At 38.1% G+C, this 22,412-nt stretch carries 19 protein-coding genes; 13 read left to right on the plus strand and 6 right to left on the minus strand.

Annotation, left to right across the window (positions count from 1 at the left end; genetic code table 11):
• Window positions 1-28 precede the first annotated feature (28 nt).
• The 6 genes from nirD to FHT21_RS10150 all read left to right on the plus strand — a co-directional run bounded on the left by nirD (window position 29) and on the right by FHT21_RS10150 (window position 7,988).
• Complete coding sequence (gene nirD / locus FHT21_RS10125; RefSeq protein ID WP_029276048.1) at window positions 29-376, plus strand: nitrite reductase small subunit NirD; 348 nt, start codon at window positions 29-31, stop codon at window positions 374-376.
• 57 nt (window positions 377-433) lie between these two features.
• Complete coding sequence (locus FHT21_RS10130; RefSeq protein ID WP_223833694.1) at window positions 434-829, plus strand: hypothetical protein; 396 nt, start codon at window positions 434-436, stop codon at window positions 827-829.
• A gap of 34 nt (window positions 830-863) precedes the next feature.
• Entirely contained in the window at window positions 864-2,231 is a 1,368-nt protein-coding gene (locus tag FHT21_RS10135) for an MFS transporter (protein WP_167294552.1), read from the plus strand.
• Window positions 2,232-2,267: 36 nt separating this feature from the next.
• Window positions 2,268-5,819 (plus strand): nitrate reductase, encoded by a 3,552-nt coding sequence (locus FHT21_RS10140; RefSeq protein WP_208398900.1) that lies wholly within the window; start codon window positions 2,268-2,270, stop codon window positions 5,817-5,819.
• A 177-nt stretch (window positions 5,820-5,996) separates the two neighbouring features.
• Window positions 5,997-6,503, plus strand: a complete 507-nt coding sequence (locus FHT21_RS10145) for a nitrate reductase associated protein (RefSeq protein ID WP_208398901.1) — start codon at window positions 5,997-5,999, stop codon at window positions 6,501-6,503.
• Window positions 6,504-6,506: 3 nt separating this feature from the next.
• A complete protein-coding gene (locus FHT21_RS10150) occupies window positions 6,507-7,988 on the plus strand; it encodes a rubredoxin (protein WP_167294553.1) in 1,482 nt (493 codons plus the stop codon).
• An 11-nt stretch (window positions 7,989-7,999) separates the two neighbouring features.
• Here the strand turns inward: FHT21_RS10150 and FHT21_RS10155 are convergent, their stop codons facing one another.
• Window positions 8,000-8,593: a molybdenum cofactor guanylyltransferase gene (locus tag FHT21_RS10155; protein WP_167294554.1), complete on the minus strand. Its 594-nt coding sequence runs from the start codon at window positions 8,591-8,593 to the stop codon at window positions 8,000-8,002.
• Window positions 8,594-8,605: 12 nt separating this feature from the next.
• Entirely contained in the window at window positions 8,606-9,250 is a 645-nt protein-coding gene (locus tag FHT21_RS10160) for a Crp/Fnr family transcriptional regulator (protein ID WP_243853951.1), read from the minus strand.
• A gap of 237 nt (window positions 9,251-9,487) precedes the next feature.
• Between FHT21_RS10160 and FHT21_RS10165 the strand changes: the two genes are divergently transcribed.
• Window positions 9,488-9,688: a hypothetical protein gene (locus FHT21_RS10165; protein WP_167294556.1), complete on the plus strand. Its 201-nt coding sequence runs from the start codon at window positions 9,488-9,490 to the stop codon at window positions 9,686-9,688.
• 133 nt (window positions 9,689-9,821) lie between these two features.
• Here the strand turns inward: FHT21_RS10165 and FHT21_RS10170 are convergent, their stop codons facing one another.
• A complete protein-coding gene (locus FHT21_RS10170; protein WP_243853952.1) occupies window positions 9,822-10,499 on the minus strand; it encodes a competence protein in 678 nt (225 codons plus the stop codon).
• 180 nt (window positions 10,500-10,679) lie between these two features.
• On the opposite strand from FHT21_RS10170, the gene FHT21_RS10175 reads away from it, so the two are divergent.
• The 6 genes from FHT21_RS10175 (at window position 10,680) to FHT21_RS25040 (ending at window position 17,085) form a co-directional block, all read left to right on the plus strand.
• Window positions 10,680-11,882, plus strand: coding sequence for a S41 family peptidase (locus FHT21_RS10175; protein WP_167294557.1), 1,203 nt, complete (start codon window positions 10,680-10,682; stop codon window positions 11,880-11,882).
• 120 nt (window positions 11,883-12,002) lie between these two features.
• Window positions 12,003-12,221, plus strand: a complete 219-nt coding sequence (locus tag FHT21_RS10180) for a hypothetical protein (RefSeq protein ID WP_167294558.1) — start codon at window positions 12,003-12,005, stop codon at window positions 12,219-12,221.
• Between the two features lie 189 nt (window positions 12,222-12,410).
• Window positions 12,411-14,498 (plus strand): phosphate acetyltransferase, encoded by a 2,088-nt coding sequence (gene pta / locus FHT21_RS10185; protein ID WP_167294559.1) that lies wholly within the window; start codon window positions 12,411-12,413, stop codon window positions 14,496-14,498.
• Window positions 14,499-14,500: 2 nt separating this feature from the next.
• On the plus strand, window positions 14,501-15,697 hold the full coding sequence (locus tag FHT21_RS10190; RefSeq protein WP_167294560.1) for an acetate kinase: 1,197 nt from the start codon (window positions 14,501-14,503) through the stop codon (window positions 15,695-15,697).
• Between the two features lie 44 nt (window positions 15,698-15,741).
• Window positions 15,742-16,815 (plus strand): aminotransferase class V-fold PLP-dependent enzyme, encoded by a 1,074-nt coding sequence (locus FHT21_RS10195; RefSeq protein ID WP_167294561.1) that lies wholly within the window; start codon window positions 15,742-15,744, stop codon window positions 16,813-16,815.
• 135 nt (window positions 16,816-16,950) lie between these two features.
• Window positions 16,951-17,085, plus strand: coding sequence for a hypothetical protein (locus FHT21_RS25040; protein WP_255524619.1), 135 nt, complete (start codon window positions 16,951-16,953; stop codon window positions 17,083-17,085).
• Between the two features lie 817 nt (window positions 17,086-17,902).
• On the opposite strand, the gene FHT21_RS10200 is transcribed toward FHT21_RS25040, so the two are convergent.
• From FHT21_RS10200 to FHT21_RS10210, 3 genes are read right to left on the minus strand one after another with little or no spacing between them, the layout of a single operon-like run.
• Entirely contained in the window at window positions 17,903-20,464 is a 2,562-nt protein-coding gene (locus FHT21_RS10200) for a M1 family aminopeptidase (RefSeq protein WP_167294562.1), read from the minus strand.
• Between the two features lie 11 nt (window positions 20,465-20,475).
• Window positions 20,476-21,660 carry an NRAMP family divalent metal transporter gene (locus FHT21_RS10205; protein WP_167294563.1) on the minus strand — a complete coding sequence of 395 codons (1,185 nt, stop codon included), beginning with the start codon at window positions 21,658-21,660 and terminating at the stop codon, window positions 20,476-20,478.
• Entirely contained in the window at window positions 21,657-22,412 is a 756-nt protein-coding gene (locus FHT21_RS10210; RefSeq protein WP_279590021.1) for a LamB/YcsF family protein, read from the minus strand. The genes FHT21_RS10205 and FHT21_RS10210 overlap by 4 nt, the downstream gene beginning before the upstream one ends.

Genomic DNA, 22,412 nt, shown 5'->3' on the forward strand with positions numbered 1-22,412 from the left:
CTTTACAAACCTTATAAAACCTCAAATTATGAATGAACAATCAAATTGGCTAGCAGCCTGCCGAGTCGAGGATGCCATTGAGAACGGTGGCGTATGCGTAAAACATGGTGAAGATCAGATTGCACTTTTCTATTTCACCAGAAGAAATGAGTGGTATGCCACTCAAAATGAATGCCCGCATAAAAAGCAGATGGCATTAAGCCGCGGAATGATTGGCTCTACTACCGATGAACCTAAGGTAGCCTGCCCTTTCCACAAAAAAACATTCTCATTGAGCACTGGCGAATGTTTAAGCGGCGATGAGTGCGCAATAAAAACCTATCCTGTAAAGATAGAAAACGGAACTGTTTATATTGGTACAACGCCAAAATCTTAACCTGACCCTTAAGATTTAAACTTTTCCGGATAAAAATTTAACCCAAACCAAACCGACATGAAAATTTCTAATTCTGTAGCCATAACAGGCTGCCTTGCACTTACCTTGTTCTTTTTTTCTGCTAAATCGCAAACTAAAGCCGTTTTATTCGATGGTACTATCGTTGCCGGATATGTTGATCATGGTGCTTTTATAAACTGTACAGGGCCCAGTATCAAATTCAGCAAAAAACCTTACACCGTTTTATTGGGATTGTTACCCAGTTTAAGAATCAAAGAAGATAAAGTGGCTGCCGGAGCGCCAAAAAATGCAGCCCTCACTCCTAACCTTGGTTTTGGCTTAACAACGGCATTTCGCCATGTGGCCTTACAGGTACCGCTATACTACAACCCTAAAACCGCAGTCAAAAATGGCGAATGGAACGTCGGCGTAGGTTTAGGCTATAAATTTTAAAAGAAACCATTTATTTACGCTTAAACAGACCGTTATGACACTAAACTCTATTACCAAACCGCTAGATAAATTAAATATATTTTCGCTCAAAGGTGTTCAAATGAAAACCTTTCACATCACCTGGCTAACTTTCTTCTTTTGCTTTTTTGCCTGGTTTGGCATGGCACCTTTAATGAAGATAGCCAGAGAGCAACTTCACCTCACTAAAGATCAGGTAGGAAATATCCAAATTGCTTCAGTATCAGCTACTATTATTGCCCGTTTACTCATCGGAAGATTGATTGATAAATTTGGCCCCAAACTCATTTACACCTGGCTTTTGGTGCTTTGCGCCATTCCGGTCCTCTTAATCGGAACCAGCCATTCTTATACTTCATTTTTGCTTTTCCGCTTAGCTATTGGCGTAATCGGCGCATCATTTGTAATTACCCAATTTCACACTTCCATTATGTTTGCTGCAAACATTAAAGGAACAGCAAATGCAACAGCAGGTGGTTTTGGCAATGCAGGCGGTGGTGCCGCCAATCTATTCATGCCTTTAATTGCATCGGGCTTTACTGCTTTAGGCTTTTGTAGTACCGAAGACAGCTGGCGTTATGCTATGATTTTTCCTGGTATAATGCTTTTGATCTGTGCTTTTTTATATCACCGCTATACTTTAGACACCCCACAGGGAGATTTTAAGGATTTAAAAGATGAAAACATAAAAAGCACCAAAAATACCTTCTTAATTGCAGCGAAAGATTATCGTACCTGGATTTTAACCATTGCTTACGCGGCCTGTTTTGGTGTAGAAATTACCGTAGATAACTTTGCACCAATATTTTTTACTGATTCGTTCGGCGCAACAATTGCCATAGCCGGAATGGTTGCAGGTATTTTTGGCTGGATCAATGTTTTTGCCAGACCATTAGGTGGCATTGTTGCCGATAAAATTGGCAAAACATGGGGATTTGACGGCAAAACACTTTTGCTTGCCTTACTGCTATTGATAGAGGGAATCGGTTTAATCTGGTTCGCAAAATCGGGCAATATCGGGATGGCCATTTTTATGATGTTTGTATTCGGTTTAAGTTTAAAAATGGCCAATGGAGCAACATACAGCTTAGTTCCTTTCATCAATCCGCTTGCAGTTGGCAGTGTAGCAGGCATTGTAGGTGCGGGCGGAAATATTGGCGCTATGCTTATTGCCTTTATGTTTAAAGCTAAAGCTGGTCACTTTACTAAAAATATAATCGAAAACGGACATAATGTTCAAAAAGACCTGATCGATTACACCAGCGCATTTACTTTTCTCGGTTTTATCATTCTAGGAATTGGCATTGCAGTATTCATTTTCAGAACCATTATGGCACAAAAAGCAGCCGAAATAGAAGACCTGGTGCTTACCCCCAGCAAATAAACAACGTCAACAAAACCTACCTTACGAACCGATCATTTGAAAGAAGAAAAAAACATATCGCAAAATAAAACAACTACCTGCTGCTATTGCGGTGTAGGCTGTGGCATTGTGGTACACAAAGATATCCATGAGCGGATAACGGTTGAAGGAGACAAAAACCACCCTGTAAACAAAGGCATGTTGTGCAGTAAAGGCATGAATCTTCATTACACAGCGAATGACAAAAGCGACAGGCTGCTTTATCCCGAAATGCGCTATAACAAAAATATGCCCCTCCAAAGAGTAAGTTGGGATACCGCACTAGAAAGAACAGCAGCTGTTTTCAAAGCGCTTATTAAAAAATATGGCCCTGATAGCGTGGCTTTTTATGCCAGCGGACAGTGTTTAACAGAAGAATATTACGTAGTAAATAAATTGATTAAAGGATTTATCGGTAGCAATAATATCGATACCAACAGCCGCTTATGTATGAGCAGTGCGGTTGTTGGTTATAAAATGAGCTTAGGTGAAGATACCGTGCCTATTAGTTACGATGATATTGAAATTGCCGATTGTATTTTTGTTGCAGGCGCAAACCCAGCATGGTGCCATCCTATCCTGTGGCGCCGGGTTGAAGCCGCAAAGCAAAAAAATCCTGACCTAAAGATCATTGTAAGCGATCCGCGAAAAACACAAACTTGCTCGCTCGCCAATGTCCATCTGCAGCTCAATCCAGGCACCGATATTACCCTTCACCACGCCATTGGCAGATGTTTAATTGAAGATGGAAAAATCGATGCTGATTTTATCATCAACAGCACCAATGGTTATGAAAAATACCGTTCTACTGTTTTCTCAACCTCTTTAGCAGAAGCGGCAGCAACTTGCGGTGTAACAGAATATGATATTCGTTTAGCGGCATCTTACATTGGGAATGCAAAAGGTTTTATCAGCATGTGGACTATGGGGCTTAACCAAAGTGTAGTAGGCACCAATAAAAACCTTTCGTTAATCAACTTAAACCTCATTACCGGCCATATCGGTAAACCTGGAAGCGGACCATTTTCACTTACCGGACAGCCAAATGCCATGGGCGGACGAGAAGTTGGCGGCTTAAGCAATTTATTGCCTGCACACCGTGTTTTAGCTAACGAAAATCACCGGAATGAGGTTGAAAAATTTTGGCAGATCCCATTGGGAACCATTCAATCTAAACCGGGCTTAACCGCAACAGAAATGTTCGATGAGCTGAATACCGGAAAACTCAAAGCAGTATGGATTTTATGCACCAATCCTTTAATCAGTCTTCCTGATGTTCGTACAGCCGAAGAAGGATTAAAAAAAGCAAAATTTGTGGTTGTTCAGGATATTAGCAATACCGTAGAAACCTTAAAATATGCTGATGTGGTATTACCTGCAGCCGCCTGGGTAGAAAAAGAAGGCACCATGACCAATGCAGGCCGTTATATTTCTTACCTCAGCAAAGTAACGGATGCGCCTGGAGAAGCCTTACCAGATTCAGAAATTATCTGCCGGTTTGCAAAAAAAATGGGTTATCACGGCTTCGATTTTAAAAATGCAGGCGAAATATACAATGAGCATGCGGCCCTAACCGAAGGAACCAACATTGATATCAGTGGACTTAATTATGAGATTTTAAGAGAAAAAAGAGCCGTTCAATGGCCATATCCAAAAGCGGAAAAAGCGCTTGGAACAGCTAGATTATTTACCGATCATCAATTTTACACGCCAGATAAAAAAGCGAATATTTTATCATTTGATGATCGGAACCAATCGGAAGCTTTAACACCAGAACATCCGCTGATTTTAACCACAGGAAGAATCAGGGATCAATGGCATACCCGAAGCAAAACAGGCAAGGTAAATAAACTGAACCAACACATTAGCGAATCTTTTTTAGAAATCAACCCGGTTGATGCGGAAGCTCGGAGCATTAAGAATAATGATATCGTCGAAATTTCCAGTTTACGTGGAAATGTTCGTGTAAAAGCAAAATTTTCGGAAGATATTAAACCCGGAGTGGTTTTTATGCCCATGCACTGGGGAAAAATCTTAAAAAGTGATCTAAACCGGGTGAACAACCTCACCAATAACCTGGTCGACCCACAAAGCAAGGAACCCGATTTTAAATTTAGTGCCGTAGAAGTAAAATTACATCAAAAAGCCCGGCAAAAGATTATTGTTGTTGGTGCGGGGGCTGGTGCATGTGGTTTTGTTAAAAGTTACAGAACCTTAAACACAGAAGATGATATTGAGATCTTTAGTAAAGAGAATTTTCCTTTTTACAACAGGGTACTTCTCCCCGATTATATTATTGGCTCTTTACCCTGGCATAACCTCATTAAAATGAGCGATAGCGAGGAAACCGATTATAGAATTAAACTGCACCGTGGACTAGGTATCGAAAAGATCAACAAAGAGAGTAAAACCGTTATCGATAGTAATGGAGAAACCCATCATTACGACATCCTGCTCCTGGCCACCGGAAGCAGGGCTTTTGTGCTTAAAGACATCCCGAAACTAAACGGCATTTTTACCATGCGAAGCCGTAATGATGCCGACAGTTTTATAAAACACGTGGATACCACAAATGGAAAAGTAGTAATTGTTGGTGGCGGTTTATTGGGGATCGAATTGGCTACATCTTTGGCCGAAACAGGATCAAAAGTGACGATTATCCAGCGGATATCGAGATTAATGGGCCGCCAGTTGGATGCATTAGGCAGTCAATTACTCCATGAAGAACTGCTCAGCAAAGGCATTGAGATTTTTTACAATGATGAAGTAGACCGGATTATTGGAGAAAAAAGCATTTCAGGTATCCGTTTAAAAAGTGGTCTATTGATCGATTGCGAATCTTTGGTGATCGCAATAGGCACCGTTCCGAATACAGAACTGATTAAAGAAGCAGGCATAGAATGTAAAAGAGGTGTTGTAGTTGATGAATACCTGAGAACAAGCGAAAGAGACATTTATGCCATTGGTGAAATTGCTGAATTTAAAGGCCATATGTACGGTATCACAGCAGCAGCAGAACAACAGGCCGAAATAGTAGCGCGGTTTCTTAGCGGAGACATTGCTAAATTTTACCAAGGTAGCTTGCTCATGAATATCCTTAAAATGCACAGTTTAGAACTTTGCTCTTTGGGTGTGACCGAAATACCGAACAACGACCCCACTTACGAAGAAATTGTTTTCATCGACAAAACAAAACGTTATTATAAAAAATGTATCGTATATAATGATAAATTGGTTGGAGCAATATTAATCGGTGATAAAAGTGAGTTTTTAGAGTTCCGCAACCTGATCGAAAATAAAATGGAGTTGAGTGAAAAACGGCTTCAATTGCTAAGGAGTGGCAAAACAACCGAACCCATTATTGGCAAAACAGTATGTAGCTGCAACAATGTTGGCGAAGGCAACCTGATCAACAAAATTAAAGATGGCTGTAAAGATCATTTGCAGCTCTGCCAGTTAAGTGGTGCCGGAATGGGTTGTGGTAGTTGTAGGCCAGAAGTAAAAGCAATTTTGGATTCGTTTGTAAACGTTTTAAAAACGGAGCCTAAGCAGGTTTTAGTAGAGAAATGATAGATTTTCGTGATTCTTCATAAGCGTGTATCATAATACGAATTGTCATCCTGAGCTTGTCGAAGGGCCTTTATTAAATACACTTTGATGTGTTTCGACAAGCTCAACATGACAGAATAAGAAGAGTAAGTTCTCTTTAATGTAAGGTTCAGAGAATAACATTTAAAATTAAACAAAGTGATAAAAGTAAAACTTGGTCCTTCAGAATTTAAAAACCTAAAAGGAATTGAATATTTTAAGTTCGAAGAAGATTTTATTGAAGAAAATGTGCGTTGTATCCCAATGATCGTCCGTTTTAAAATGGATGCCGCAGGAATAAAACTAAAATTGGCAGAATGGAGCAAATTTCATCCAACAGAAAGAATCCAACTGGCTCTACTTCCTGTCTCAACTCAAGAACAAACAGACAAGTATCATCAATTTCTGATTAACCTGATTACCAAATATACTGGAAACCAGGCTACCACACTGGCTATTGATCCACTACCAGATTGGGGAAACCTACACCAAATCCCTACTATGCTAAAAGAAAAGGCCACAGAATTACAATTACAACTATCCATAAACCAGTGGCGTAAACTCACTAATATCCAAAGATTTGCGCTTTTAAAATTATGCCGGCCAGGACACGAAAACAAAAACTTCCCAAAGGCAATAGTAGAATTTGGACTTTTAAATAGCTAAACCATGTATCAAACCATCATCATTAACTTTCCAGGTGGAATCATATCACCGGGCAACCTGTATAACATCCTGGTTGCAGCAACAAAAGCGCGGATCCAATATGTTCGTTTTGGCCTCCGCCAGCAGTTATTGATTGATACTACAAGCTACAATATTGACATTTTTACGGGCGAAATGGATAAACTCGGGATGGATTACGAAGTAGACACCAATAATTTTCCGAATATTATCAGTTCTTATCCTGCTGAAGATATTTTTATCCGTAAAACCTGGCTTACTGAAGGTGTATATAAAGATATTTTAGATGATATCGATTTTAAACCTTCTGTTAAAGTCAATATCTGCGATAGCGACCAAAGTTTTACCCCAATGCTAACGGGCAATATCAACTGGATCGCCTCTTCACAATCCGAACATTATTGGCATTTAATTATTCGCTTTCCAAAAACAAATGTAACCTACGAATGGAACCAGCTTTGTTACACCAACCATATCGCACAGGTTACCAAAGCACTGGAGGGTATTATCAAAAACAATCAGTCACAGTTTATAGATAATCCACAAGCCAACGGTGAAGAGCTCTTTGCACTTTTAGATCAGGAAAACTTTATCCTTAAACCTGCTGAAAACACCGTATCCCTATCATCATTTAACCTACCTTATTACGAAGGTTTAAACCGCTACAACAACAAATATTGGTTGGGCATTTACAGGCGCGATGAGCTGTTCAGCATTGCATTTTTAAAGAAACTCTGTCAGCTTTGTTTAGATACCAAACTTGGTCAGTTGTGCTGTACATCCTGGAAAACCATCATTATAAAAGGGATTGACGAAAAAGATAAAAACCTTTGGAACAGTTTGCTCGAAGAATTTGAGATTAATATGCGGCATGCCGCCAACGAACTTAACTTTCAGGTAGAAGATAACTGTAACGAAGGTCTAATGTTAAAAAATTTCCTTGTTAAACATTTAAGCATTGATGATACCAGGACGTTTGGAATCTGCTTTGGTATTAAAACACGCAAAAAAAGTGAAGTTTTCAGTAGTATCCTCATCCAAAAACGCCACTTGATTAATGTATTAGGATTAAAATTACTCCCCGTTTACGATATCCTTTGTGCTAAAGATTTTAACCCCAACGAACGTACAGGTGAAATTTTTAGCAGAAGCAATCCCAGTTTTTTATTACCAGAACAAGTGAGGCGTTCGATATTTAAGTTTTACAAATACCGTTTAAATGCCATTAAAACAGGTAACCAAAAACAAAGCTTTCAAACTGAAGAAGCAATAAAAAAAGATAGTGAGTTTTTATATCAGTGTAACAGTTGTTTAACGGTGTATAACGAGCGCATTGGCGAAATTGAAAACAACATTAACCCAGGTACGGCATTTAAAGATTTACCAGAAGATTATTGTTGTGTGCTTTGTGAAGGAGAAAAAGAGAATTTCACTAAGATTGATCAATCAGTATTACAGCTTTTGTAAATCAATAGGGATCAGGGTGACGTTACGTTATTTATCTCCTCTTGCGAGTTAAAATTACTGAAACAACGGTAATCCTGGTCCTCAATACCCATTTCGCAAACGCGCAAATTGCCTAAAACATATTTCATGCTGTGTTTGGCCAAACCATTGGTTTGAAGCAGGTGTACAATTTTTTTCAAACCTTCAGCCTTATAAATCCCGCATAAGGGTTCTTGCTGGCCATCTTGGGTGAAAATATAAGCATCGAAAGTGTCGTCAGCCTTAAACGAGTGGATTAGTTTTTCCAGCAATTTGATTTCCATCAATAACATATCGCAGGCCAATAAAAACAAATCTTCTTCTGGATTTGATAAATGAGCAGAAAGTACGCCCAGTAGAGGACCTCTAATATCAAGCGAAGGATCGTCAACAATCAACTGCTCAGCCCCGAAATAACCTGCATAGGTTTCTTGTTGCGATGAATTAACTGAAAATTTTACCGGGAGATCAAGCACACTTAATTTATCAGCCTGCACCTGCGCCCAAAGTTTATCCTGATGGATGAGCAAACCTTTATCGGTACCCATCCGTAAACTCTGCCCGCCACATAAAACGATTCCCAACATACAAATTTTAATTTATTTGTTACTCAAATCTACTAATCCAGCCTCGTTTAAAATACCAATTTGCTTTCCTTTCACTACTATTAATTTTTCAGCCAGCAGTTCATTCATCGTCCTAAAAACGGTTTCGTAAGTGGCACCGGTAAATGCAGCCAGATCCTGACGGCTTAACGCCAGATTTAAAAAGCCTTCTGCATCTAAGCCAAATTGATCTCTCAATCCCAAAATAGCTACGGCAAGCCTTCCTTTAACCGACATTAAAGCTAAATTCCGCATTTTCTTTTCTGAGGCATGCAGTTCATCAGCATAAAACATCAACAAACCATAAGCAAATTCCTGGTTAACTTTTATGGTACTTTTAAAAAAATCGATATCTACAAAACAAAGTTTAGTGGTTTCTAAAGCAGTTGCAGATATTGGATAAGTAGAAATGCTGCTGCTGATTCCCCTATGCCCGATTATGGCACCATCATTCGCAAAGCGTAAAATCAGTTCTTTATCGCCCCATTGTTTATGGACTTTAACATTGCCGGAAGTAACAAAATAAACACCGCTCACCGGATCGCCCTCCTTGATAATTACCTCCCCTTTTTTAACGATAAAATTCCGTTTATGGCACTCAATGGCAGGATGCCATTCTGTTAATGTGAGTTGGCACATAAAGCAGGTTTTAAGATCGCAGTTATTATTTTTCTTCATATTTTATTAGGGATGTTGGGTAAAAATAGCAAATCATTGCACAATTATTTGGTATCGTAAGCAAATTCGGTGATTCTTCACTATTGTTGAAAATTTTACAAGAATAAAACTCATTGAAAGAGAACACTTAGCATTTTTTACAGGCATCCTTATCGCAAAGAAGTTTAAAGATATGCCATCAAATCATAATTTTGTGTTATGGCAAATACAAACGTTAGAAAATCAATCCAGAATAAGATCGAATCATTAGGTAAGGAAATCGAAACCTTACAGGCAGAATTAAAAAGATGGGAAAAAATTGCATCCGATTATGAAACCAACTCGGAAAGCATTGATTTGATTTTATCGATACAATTACCTGAAAAACCAGAACCAAAAGCTAAAAGGGTAAAATTGTAAAACATTAAAATAAGAAAATCCGGACAATGTCCGGATTTTCTTATTCATCATATCCTGTTCTAATTTATATCTCGGCATTAAGACTGTACATCGTTGTATTTTAATTTCAGATGCATGTCTAATTTATTTTAACTTAAATTTCTGGCGGCGTATGCCAATCAATAAAGGCTTTCCTACTTAACATTTTCAGGTATGGATAATTTCCATTTAATTGTTTACGCTGTTTTAGCTCATATAAAAAATGCCCGCCTAAGTCTAAAATAATTTTTGCAGTAGCCAAATACCATACACTATGAGGCTGTTTCCAACAAAAAGAATATAGGTTCGAGGTGAGTTTAATACCCTGAAGTTCGGGATGATAAAAATTAAGTATTTTTGGACTGGGAAGTCCCTGCATTACCTCTGATTTCCTTACCATTGAAAGGTGATCGGAATGACAAAACTCATAATCCTTTAGTTTTGGATCATCCACATCAGGCAAATGTTTCAATATCCTAAATCCCTTAAATTTCTTGCCATTCAATACCCATATTAAATTTGGATAAAATGCCTCTCTGCTATTAAGCTCGGCCAATGTTATTGGCGAATTTTGAAACTCAATGGTATAACCTGATGGTGTAAATACATCAGCACGATGAATATCGGCATTGGCTGCATCATAAAAAGCAACTTCTCTAAATGATGGCGGGAAAGCCAATTTCCAATCTCGGTGCCATGCGGTCTCCTTTCGGTAGTATTCTTTTTTAAGTGACGAAATATCCTGAATCATATCAGAACGAGGGATATCTTTTTTCATTTCACTATTGTTCATTCTCTTTCAACGTGATTAGAACACTATAACAATTAATTAGGGAAAACAAATTTAAACTAAAATTTTTAGCAATAAAATCAGATCTTGCAAAAAAGGAATATATTTAGGATAATTATCAAAAACGTTCCCACTCGTGCAACTTTTTCCAAAATTCTACATCTTTTATGTAAACATATATAAATGAAAAATATCAGCTGTTTCCTTTTTATAATCTTTTCATTATGTGCTACTTATACCTCTGCACAAACTTCGAAAAACATCTTCAGTGATGATTTAAAATTCTATAAAGACAGCCTTCCTGTTAAACACAAAAATCTTTTTGCAAAACTTTCTAAACCAGAATTTAATGCAATGATAACGCATCTTGAAGCGCAGACAGCTGGCATTTCTGCTGAAAAATTTTATGTAGAAATCATGAAAATACAGGCGGCTATTGGTGATGAGCACAGCACAATAATTCCTCCGTATACCACTAAATACCCAGTAAAATTTGAGCGGTTTGATGATGGACTGGTCATCACTTCAACTGATGAAGCAAATAAGCAGCTCCTACTTTCAAAGGTGATCCGAATAGGTGATAAAACTTTACCAGAAGCAGAAAAAGCTGTTTCGTCTGTAATTATCTCTGGCAATATCCCTTATTTTAATGTTGCTGAAGCAAGTTATCTGGCAAGTCCCGGTCTGCTTTATGCGTTAAACTTAAGCCCCAGTCCAAATGAGCTAAAACTTGAACTTTTAAGTCCTACCGGAGAAACATTAAAAGTAAAATTAGATGCCATACCAAAAACTAAGCAGGTAGATATGGTATATGCACCTGTTTATGGCAGTTTACTTGCAAATACCCATAAAGAAAACTACTGGTATTTAATAGAAAAAGGCAGTTTGTACTTCAATTACAACAAATGTGAGGATGACCCAAAGAAACCCTTTGAAGCCTTTAATGATAACTTATTTAAAGAGATTGAAAAACAAAAACCAAACCGCATTATTATTGATTTAAGGATGAATGGCGGCGGGAACAGTGCAGTATTAGAACCCTTTATCGAAAAGATTAAAAATCACGTTTTAAATAAAAAGGGAAAGATTTTCGTTTTGATTGGTCGGGCCACCTTTTCTTCTGCCATTATGAATGCAATTAAACTTAAAAAAGAAACCAAAGCCATTTTAGTTGGAGAAACTACCGCGGGCACCATTAACCATTATGGCGAAGTACGCGCATTTAATTTACCAAACACCAAATTACAGGTAAATTACTCTACCCAATATTGGGAAAATTGGAAAGGGCACGACGGACCCCTTGTACCCGATGTTAAAATCGAGAAGAATTTATCAGATTTATTAAAAGGAAATGATAAGACATTGAACTATGTAATGGGAAACTAATCTGTCATCTTTGGCATTTATAACAGCCGCTAAAATTTATTTATATTGAACATGAGAGAGATACTCGTTCAGGATTAATTTTGTTTAGTCCAACTCGTTACATAATGATAACTTTGCAGTATGACCATCCAAGAAATACAGCAGTTAGAAGATTTTTTTGCCCAAGCCGGAAAACAGCAGGTTCCAATTTATCTTAATCAGGCTACCGTAATTACTGATTATGCTCATTTCCTTGAAAGCCACTTTATGCCGTTAAGACTCAACCCCGATGCAAAAGTGAACCTACCAATTATACACAGGCTGAAAATGTTAAAATTATTGATCGAATCAAACGGATAAAAAACGGGGCAAAAACAATTCGATTAAATCTTTTTGAAATCTTGGTCCCATTTCAAATTGCTTTCTTTAAAGTCATTTTAATAAGTATTTCCATATTGCTCTTAAAACTTAACCTGCTTTAGTTTTTAAAATAAATATTTCCAGCTATATTGGGCATAATTGGTTTATTCCTATACACTGCTCCTTATTATGACTAAAAATATATTTATTGCTTCGGCCGAACCCTATACCGGAAAATCAGTAATTGCTTTTGGGATGATCAATATGTTATTGGCAAAAACCCAAAAAGTAGGTTATTTTAAACCCATTATTGCACAAGACGATCAGAATAAAAAAGATGAGCATGTAGAAGCCATGTTAGATTATTTTTCGCTCCCTGTTAACTATGAGGATGCTTTTGCTTTTACCCGGCAAGAAATGCTCCACCAATCAGAAGATAGCGGGGCAATTATCAATACCATCATCAGTAAGTATAAAAAGCTCGAAGATAACTACGATTTCACCGTAATTGAAGGAAGCGATTTTTTAGGCGAAGGTATGGCATTTGAGTTCGAATCGAACGCTTTAATGGCTAAGAACTTAGGTGCACCTGTTTTAATTGTAGTATCAGGAAAGAATAAAACAGCTAGTCAGCTTTTTAAATCAGCCATCAATATCTACCGTAACTTCCTGTTGCGCGATGTACAGGTATTGGGTGTAGTGGCCAATATGGTAAATCCGGAGGAGGCAGAGCGTATTAAACAAGCTTTAACCAATCAATTGCCGGCCGAATTACTTATTGCTGTGATTCCAACCGAAACAGGCTTACAAAGTCCAACAATGAAAGAAATTACATTGGCGCTTGGTGGCGAGGTACTCTTCGGTGCCGAACTGATGGATAATCAGGTTGATAATTTTGTAACTGGGGCCATGATGTTGCCTAATTTTTTAAGACACATTAAAGATAACCTGCTTATTGTTACTCCAGGCGATCGAGGCGATATTATCATTGGTGCACTTCAGGCTAATTTATCGGCCAATTACCCAAAAATTGCAGGTATTGTTTTAACCGCAGGTAGTTTACCCGATGAACCGATTATTAAATTGATTGAAGGTTTACAAACCATTATCCCCATAATCGCCGTACAAAAAGGAACTTTCGAAACCACTACAACTATTGGCGGTATCCATTCAAAAATCACCATTGAGAACAAGAAAAAAATTGCGATAGCCATAGAACTTTTCGAAAAGTATGTAGATATAAAAGCGCTTGATGATAAAATCATCACCTTCAGCTACCAAGGCATCACACCGCATATGTTCCAATACCAGCTGGTTAAATGGGCCAAACGTGATAAAAAACATATTGTACTACCTGAAGGAAATGATGAACGCATTCTGAAAGCAGTTGAAAAACTTATTGCACAAGATATTGTAGACATTACACTTTTGGGAGACCCAGTCGAAATTACTGGCAGTGTAAAAAGACTTGGACTAAATTTAGATCTTAATGTTATAAAAATACATGATCCTAAAAAATCGACACAATATAACGATTATGTAGAAACCTTGTACGAGTTGCGTAAAGCTAAAAACGTGAATATGGAAATGGCCAGGGATATGATGACAGATGTTTCTTATTTCGGTACCATGATGGTTTATAAAGGCGATGCAGATGGAATGGTTTCGGGTGCCGTACATACCACGCAACATACCATCAGACCAGCTTTGCAGTTTGTTAAAACCAAACCTGGAGTATCTGTAGTTTCTTCTATTTTCTTCATGTGCTTGCCAGAGCGTGTAGCCATATTTGGCGATTGTGCGGTTAACCCCAATCCTACTGCCCAGCAACTAGCTGAAATAGCTATTTCCTCAGCTGAAAGCAGTGCTAAATTCGGTATTGAGCCGCGTATTGCCATGTTATCTTATTCTTCAGGCACATCAGGCGAAGGTGAAGATGTTGAACGTGTAAGAGAAGCAACTGCCATAGTTAAAGCACGGCATCCGGAATTAAAAATTGAAGGCCCCATACAATACGATGCCGCCGTAGATCCCCTCGTGGGTAAACAAAAACTACCTGGATCTGAGGTGGCAGGTAGAGCAAGTGTGCTGATCTTCCCCGATTTAAATACCGGCAACAATACCTACAAAGCAGTACAACGCGAAACCGGGGCATTGGCCATTGGCCCGATGTTGCAGGGATTGAACAAACCGATAAACGATTTGAGCCGCGGTTGTACAGTAGATGATATTTTTAACACCGTTGTTATTACAGCGATCCAATGTCAAGACATTTAAACATGAACATTTTAGTAATCAACTCGGGAAGCAGTTCCTTAAAATACCAACTTTTTAAAATGCCAAAAAAATCACCCGTTTGCAGTGGACTTGTTGAACGGATTGGCATTGAGGGCTCGTTTATAAAACACACGGTTTATACCAATAACAAAAAACACAGCATAGAAGAAACAGGTTTTATTTCTAACCACGGTGAAGCATTAAAACAGGTTTTAGCATTATTAACCGAGGGAGAATATGCAGTAATCGCGAGTCCTGATGATATTGCTGCTGTTGGTCATCGTGTAGTGCACGGCGGTGAACATTTTTCTGGTCCGACAATTATTACTGACGATGTGAAACATCAGATCAAAAAACTATTTTCACTTGCTCCATTGCATAACCCCGTTAATTATAAGTGTATTGAAGTGGCTGAGCAGACTTTTGTAAATGCCAGGCAAATTGCAGTATTCGATACGGCATTTCATCAAACCATACCAGAACAGGCTTATCGTTATGCCATTCCAGAATGGTATTATAAAGAGCACGGCATTAGGGTATATGGATTTCATGGCACCAGCCATAAATATGTAAGCGAACAGGCGATTAATTGGTTAAACAAAAAAGACACTAAAATAATCAGCATTCACTTAGGAAATGGCTGCAGTATAACGGCTATTAAAAATGGCAAATCGATAGATACCAGTATGGGTTTTGGACCATTAAGTGGATTAATGATGGGTACGCGTTCTGGCGATATCGATCCATCGGTTATTTTTCATTTAATGGAGCATTCTGGATATACGCTGGAACAACTGAGTGCCTTACTTAACAAACAATCTGGACTTTTGGGTGTGGGTGGCTCGAGTGATATGCGCGACATCAGAAAAATGGTAAGCGAAGGAAATGCAGCTGCAGCTTTAGCCATTAATCTATATGCCTACAGGATTAAGAAATTTATTGGCGCCTATGCTGCTGTTTTAAATGGCATTGATGCCATTATATTTACCGCAGGTGTTGGTGAAAACGATAGCAACATGCGCGAGGCAGTATGTTCAGAGTTAGACTATCTGGGTATTGAATTAGACCCGAATCAAAATACAGCCTATAAGGGCGAACTAAAAGAGATTAACACAACAGATTCAAAAGTTAAGATATTGGTTATTCCAACTAATGAGGAATACGAAATTGCACATCAATGTTTTGGGCTTTTAACTTAACATCTGAATTATTTTTTTAACACAGAATTCCTTTAAACTTGAACATGAACCTATCTTTCCCGATCCTCAAAGAATATACTTACCTCAACACTGCCAATTCTGGTATTTTATCGACCAATCTGGCTGAATGGCGAACGCAACATGACGAAGCATTTACTGCAGGTGGAAGCATTTTCAGAATGGAAAACCTGCCCATCATTACCGATCTCAGGAACAATATAACGACACTTTTTGGCTCAAAGCCAGAAAACACGTATCTCGTTCAGAATTTTTCGGTGGGCTTTAATATTTTATTGAGTGGACTGGATAAAAGTCATCGTTTTTTGCTTTTAGAAGAAGAATACCCATCGGTAAGTTACCCGGTAATCAGTACGGGGTTCGATTATCATAGCATCACAATCGATGAAAAACTGGAGGAGAATATCATTAATGCCATTGAGAAATTTAAACCTACCGTGCTGGCATTTAGCATGGTGCAGTACATTAGTGGCTTCAGAATGGACGATGATTTTATTCAGAAGCTAAAAACAACCTACCCTAATCTGTTATTGATTGGTGATGGTACTCAGTTTTTGGGCACTACAACCTTTAATTTTGAAAAATCGGGTTTAGATGCATTAATTGGTAGTGGATACAAATGGCTTTTGGCCGGATATGGAAACGGCTACGCCTTTCTTTCTGATCAGATGAAAGATGCGATATACGCAAAAAACAAATTGGCGGAGCTGCCTACAGCGCCTTTTTTAAAAGGAAAAGATCATTTATCGATGTGTTTCGAACCTGGACATCTGGATACCTTAAACTTCGGCACATTAAATGAAAGTTTAAATTATCTTGCTTCGTTCGGCTTCGATCGGATTGAAAAAATCACGCAAAAGCTCAGTAATCAAGCAAGATTGGAGTTAAATACAAGAGGGTTAGTACCCGATTGGATACTTGACAGAAAATATCAATCAACGATTATGAGTATGCCCTTGGACCAAAATACAGTAGATAAACTTGCCGCCGCCAAAATACTTTGTTCACCACGGGGAACTGGCACAAGGATTTCTTTTCATTATTACAATACAGAAGAAGACTTAAATTATTTATTACAGGTTTTGGATAACCACAGGTAATCTATTTTGGAGGTGATGCAAGCATGAAGGGATTGATTTAACTCAACAATTAAAAAAGTTACAAACTATATCTAAAAAGCAACGTTAGATAGTTATAGCCATTTAATTGACAAGCATAAATCAGCCCAATATAGTATGTATACCCAAGCCACAGAAAACACAAACCTAACGGTTTATATCCAGGATGATATTTCGATAGAAGATAAAAGAGAAATTTTATTGAATGGTTTATTAGATGACCTGAATAACGAAACCGAATCTTTTAATTAGAAGGCCAATTAATAAAGCATCTAATTTTTGCTTCTTTACCATATAGGAGGCATTTAAAGGGGCATAAGTATAGATTTCGTCTTTCTTCCTGAATTCATTTCAGAGTCTTTATAAGCTGCTGACCACGGAATAGCCAGCAGCTAAATATTTCAAGCGTTTTGTAAGTTAATCTCTATACCGCTTCTATACCTTAATACCGCCACGGTTATAGACCACAATAATCCTAAGGTAAGGTGTTCTTTACCTTTTGTTTAGCTCATGTTAACCTGCCCATCAAAAGCGATGCAAATCTTTGACAGCGCTGACCTTCAACAAGTCTTTAGCTCAACTGAAGTAAATCTGAAACTGTAGGCAAGTAGGTACACAGCAGGGTGCAGCCAAGCCTGGGCGGAAGCTGGCCTAAACGTGGGGTAAATGTGGGGTACAAGTGGGATTTGGAGTTTTTTTTTTGGGGGGGGATTTTTAGTCAGATTGACTAAATTGGATGATCATCCTTTTGTTTAACTAATGTACTAAAATTATGGCTGTCCAGAGTGAAATAATCAAAATTAACGGGAACCGGGCGATCTTTTCTCACACATTCTACCTGTAAAAAACGTATTCATTACCAAAAAAACGTCCTCAACCAAATTTTTGCACACTAAATAATCCAACTCAGGTTAGTAAAACAAGTTCAGCATGACGATTACGATTTAATCGCAAAAGAAAAGGGCAAACAAATTAATGCTTACCCTTTTCAAATCTAAATTAACGCTCTCGCGACAAAAGTATAAATTCTTCCTAAACCTGTATGTAACAAATTCATTTATTTTAAAGTTTAATGTACAATAATCTGTGCCCGGCGAAGATTATCGGTAGTCTGCAAAATTTTATCTTTTAACTTAGGATTGTAAGCAGGATGTGATTTTAAGAAATCCTGTACAACTGCATTTGCTTCTTTGTTGTTATAACCCGAAAATATAGCGGATAACCACGATTGTGGGAAAAATATATCTCCTGTTTTCTGTATTTCTATCAATAAATCTAAGCTTTCTTTCAAGTAACGAATAGATGTTTTTTGCCTAATAGGGTGATGTAAATAAGATAAAGCCGTAGTTACCCAAGCTTCTTTTTGGCGGTTATTACGTTCTTTTAAGCCATTAAAGAAATGATCCCTTTCCTTAACATCTAAAGATAATGCAGGCATTAAATAAATCAACCGGTTTTTACGATCTTCATTTTTGGTGCGATCTAACTGATCTTTTAAGATTGTGTTTGTAGTGTCTGTTTTAAGTGCCAGCGTTAGGGCAAGCGCACTATAATCATCTTCTAACAATTTAATTCCATTTGGTGCAGTTTGCTTGAGCCAGATATCATACATACGTTTCCCGGCACCAGCACTCAGATACACATTTTGATAAGCATTGAACAAAATCTTCTTGTTATTTTGCGTTTGCTGTTGCTCCATTGCATTCCATATTGTTTTCTCAATACGTTCATTCATGGCATTCCGTACTTCTGCGGTAAGAAAAGTCCAGTAAATATTAGTTAGGTAGCCCGTAATCAGCCTAAGGTTCATCTCGTTTTTCTCAACAACTAATCCCTGTAAAAATATGTCTAAAAGTTCTTTAGGCTTATTGCTTTTACCCGAAAGCATATTTTCATAAGCATTGATATAAGCCGATGCCCGTTCTAACGGATCAGTAATATGATAAAGATTTGCCATCGCCTCTTTATCAATCGGGAAAAGGCCATATCCGGCTCCGTTTGCATTAAATAGAATGTATTGTGGTTTTGGAAAACCTTTTGCCGCTATTAAATCGGTTTTAGCGGTCTTAGCATTTACCACCAAAATCTTACTATAGTTAGGGTAAACAAGCTTAACCGTAAAAGATTGCGGCCAAACCCGTGTTTCCCCCATCTCACTATTTTGGTTTAGGCTTAAATCGCTTATTTTATCACCATTGTATTTAACATGGTAACTAAAAACTGGCCTTCCTGGCTCATTTACCCAAACTTTATTCCAATTCTGGAGATCACTTTTACTGTATTTACTTAAAATGACGATCAGATCATTCCATGTTGCATTGCTATAACTGTATTTTTTCAGATACTCCCTTATTCCTTGTTGAAAATTCTGTTTGCCCATCAATAATTCCAGTTGGCGCATCATAATTGGCGCTTTATGGTAAATTATATTTCCATACATCGATCCGGCTTCCTGTAAGTTGTCCAATTGCTGACGAATGGGATTAGCGCCCAATGTTCTGTCTACTCCATAGGCGGCCGGATAATGATCTTGTAAAAACTTAAGATCAAAAGTGTTTTTACCCATTAATTTTTCGGTTACCTTATCAGCCATAAAATTGGCAAAAACCTCTTTCATCCAAACATCATTAAACCACTTCATGGTTACCAGATCGCCAAACCACATATGCGCTGTTTCGTGCGAAATTAAATTTGAACGCGAAATGAATTGATCTTTAGTTGCACCCTGATCTAAAAACAATGCTGATGCTTTATATTGCACCTCACCAGGGTGTTCCATACCGCCAAACTGAAAATCTGGAATACTGACAAAGCCTATTTTCTGAAAAGGATATTTTATCCCTGTCCACTCTTCCAAAAAATCGATGGCATCGCGATGTGCTATAAAAACAGAATCTACACTGAGCTTAATTTTAGCCGAATCGGTTTCCCGGTGCAGAAATTCCATTTTGTTATTTTTCATTTCCCGATTGATCAGGGTGTATTTTCCTGCGGTAAAAGAGAATAAATAGGTGGGTAATTTATCCGAACGATTAAAATGATAGGTGATGGAATTACCTTGTGCCAGGGAATCTTTTTTAACCGCATTAGCCATTACCTTCCAATGAGTTGGAACAGTTAATGAAAGTAAAAAGTTAGCCTTTAAATCGGGCTGATCAAAGCAGGGAAATACCGTTCTGGCATGATCAGGAACAAAAAGGGCATATAAAAAATCTTTATTTCTGTTTAGCGATTCGTTACCGGCGATAAATTCGATTTCGATACGATTATTTCCCACCTTTAAATAATCTTGCTTTACTAAGATATGTTCCGCTTTAAAATCGATAGGTATAACTTTTCCATTAACCGATATCCGTTTTAAATGATCGGCATTTTGCTTAAAGTCTACCTGCAGGTAAATTAAATTATTGAGCTTAAAATCAATACTTTCAGTTGATTGAATTAATGCTGTCTGCTCTGCTAGAATGGTAAAATGGAGCTGATATTGAATATTACTTATGGCTGCACTTCTGGAACTTGCCAGCTCAAGAGAAACTCCAGGCTCAATGGCTACTGGATTTTTACCCTGCTGCGCAAAACAGGTTGTACTCAGTAGTTGCAACAAGCAAAAGTATTTGGTAATTGTATTCATTTTATAAAAATTTAATCCCCGTTTATCATTTGTATAATAGTACCATAACTCATCCAAACCATGGTTAATACTACAGCTAAGCCTGTTAAGGTTAACCAAAACGGTTGTTTATAATTTGCGATAATTTTGGTTTTATAGGCAGCAATAAGCATAATACCTAGTGCAATAGGTAAAATAAAACCATTTATGGCGCCTACGGTAAGCAGTATTTTAACAGGTTTACCGATAAGGATAAAAATAATACAGGAAATAGCTATAAAAGCAATAGTAATCTCTCTGTTAAACTTTAATATGAGTGGATGAAAGCTTTTGATAAAAGAGATGGAAGTATATGCCGAGCCCACAACCGAAGAAATCCCTGCAGCCCATATCACTACACCGAAAATCTTATACCCTATTTCGCCGCTGGCCAATTTAAAAACCGAAGCTGCCGGATTGGATGGATCTAAAGTAAAACCTTTACTTACTACCCCCAAAGCAGCAATAAACAACAATAAGCGCATAATAGATGCAAGTCCGATGGCGCTTAATGCACCTTTATTTACGGCGCCCAAATTCTGGATTCCGGTTTGCCTGGCATCCAATAAGCGATGAGCGCCTGAAAAAGTAATATAACCACCAACTGTTCCACCAACTATGGTTAATACTGCCGTAAAACTAAACTGCGTGGGGTTTACAGCCCTTATTGCGGCTTCTGCCAATGGCGGCGAGCTGGTGTAAGCTATAATTAAGGCGAGTACAATTTTAATCAGCCCCATGGTTTTAGCAAAAACATCCATTGCTTTGCCAGCTTCTTTGTAAATAAAGATCCCTATTGCCATAATAGCGCTTATTACAGCACCCTGCCCTACACTAATGCCGAATAATACATTAAGTCCTAAGCCAGCGCCAGCAATATTACCAATATTAAAAGCCAAGCCACCTAAAAAAACCAGAAAAGAAATAAAATAGCCCAGCCCAGGAAATACCTTATTGGCTATATCTTGAGCAGGTTGATCAGCAACTGCAATAATCCGCCAGATGTTTAACTGGGCAATGGCATCTAATATGATGGATAGTAATATTACAAACGCAAAACTTGCACCCAACTGTTGGGTAAAAACAGCAGTTTGTGTTAAAAATCCAGGACCAATGGCCGATGAAGCCATTAAAAAAGCTGCACCTAAGAGTATACTCCAATTGTATTTTGGCTTCATATTGCTGGAGCTTTAATTATGATACCTTCTTTTTGTAAGCGTTCAGCTATTAATTTAGCAAAGGCAGCAGCGTGTTCACCATCACCATGCAAGCAAACCGTTTCGGCTTTAACCCTAATGCGATTTCCGTTGATGCTATTTACTTCCTGGTTTAAAGCAAATCCCAATACCTGATTGATAGCATCTTCCTCATTGGTAATTAATGCATTGTCTGCCGATCGTGGAGTAAGCAAACCATCATCCTGATAACTACGATCGGCAAAAACTTCAGATGCGGTTGCAATCCCCTGTTTTACAGCTTCATCAATCATTTTACTTCCTGCTAAAGCATATAAGATTAAACCCGGATCGAAATCGGAAACGGCCTGCACAATGGCTTTTGCCAAAGTGGTATCTTTTGCAGCCATATTATATAATGCACCGTGTGCTTTAACATGATGCAATTTACCACCCGCGGCTTTTACAAAACCGCTTAATGCACCAATTTGGTATAAAGTAAGCTGATAGGCCTCACTTGGACTAATTTTCATTTCTCTACGGCCAAAACCTTGCAAATCGGGCAAACCAGGGTGCGCCCCTATGGCGACTCCTTTTTTTAATGCTAAGTTTACGGTTTGTTGCATTACTGCCGGATCGCCGGCATGGAAACCACAGGCAATATTTGCCGATGAAATATAATCCATCAGTTTTTCATCATTGGGCATGGCATAGTTTCCAAATGCTTCTCCCATATCACAATTAAGATCGATCAT

This window comes from Pedobacter sp. SG908, from assembly GCF_011759615.1.
GTDB lineage: Bacteria > Bacteroidota > Bacteroidia > Sphingobacteriales > Sphingobacteriaceae > Pedobacter > Pedobacter riviphilus.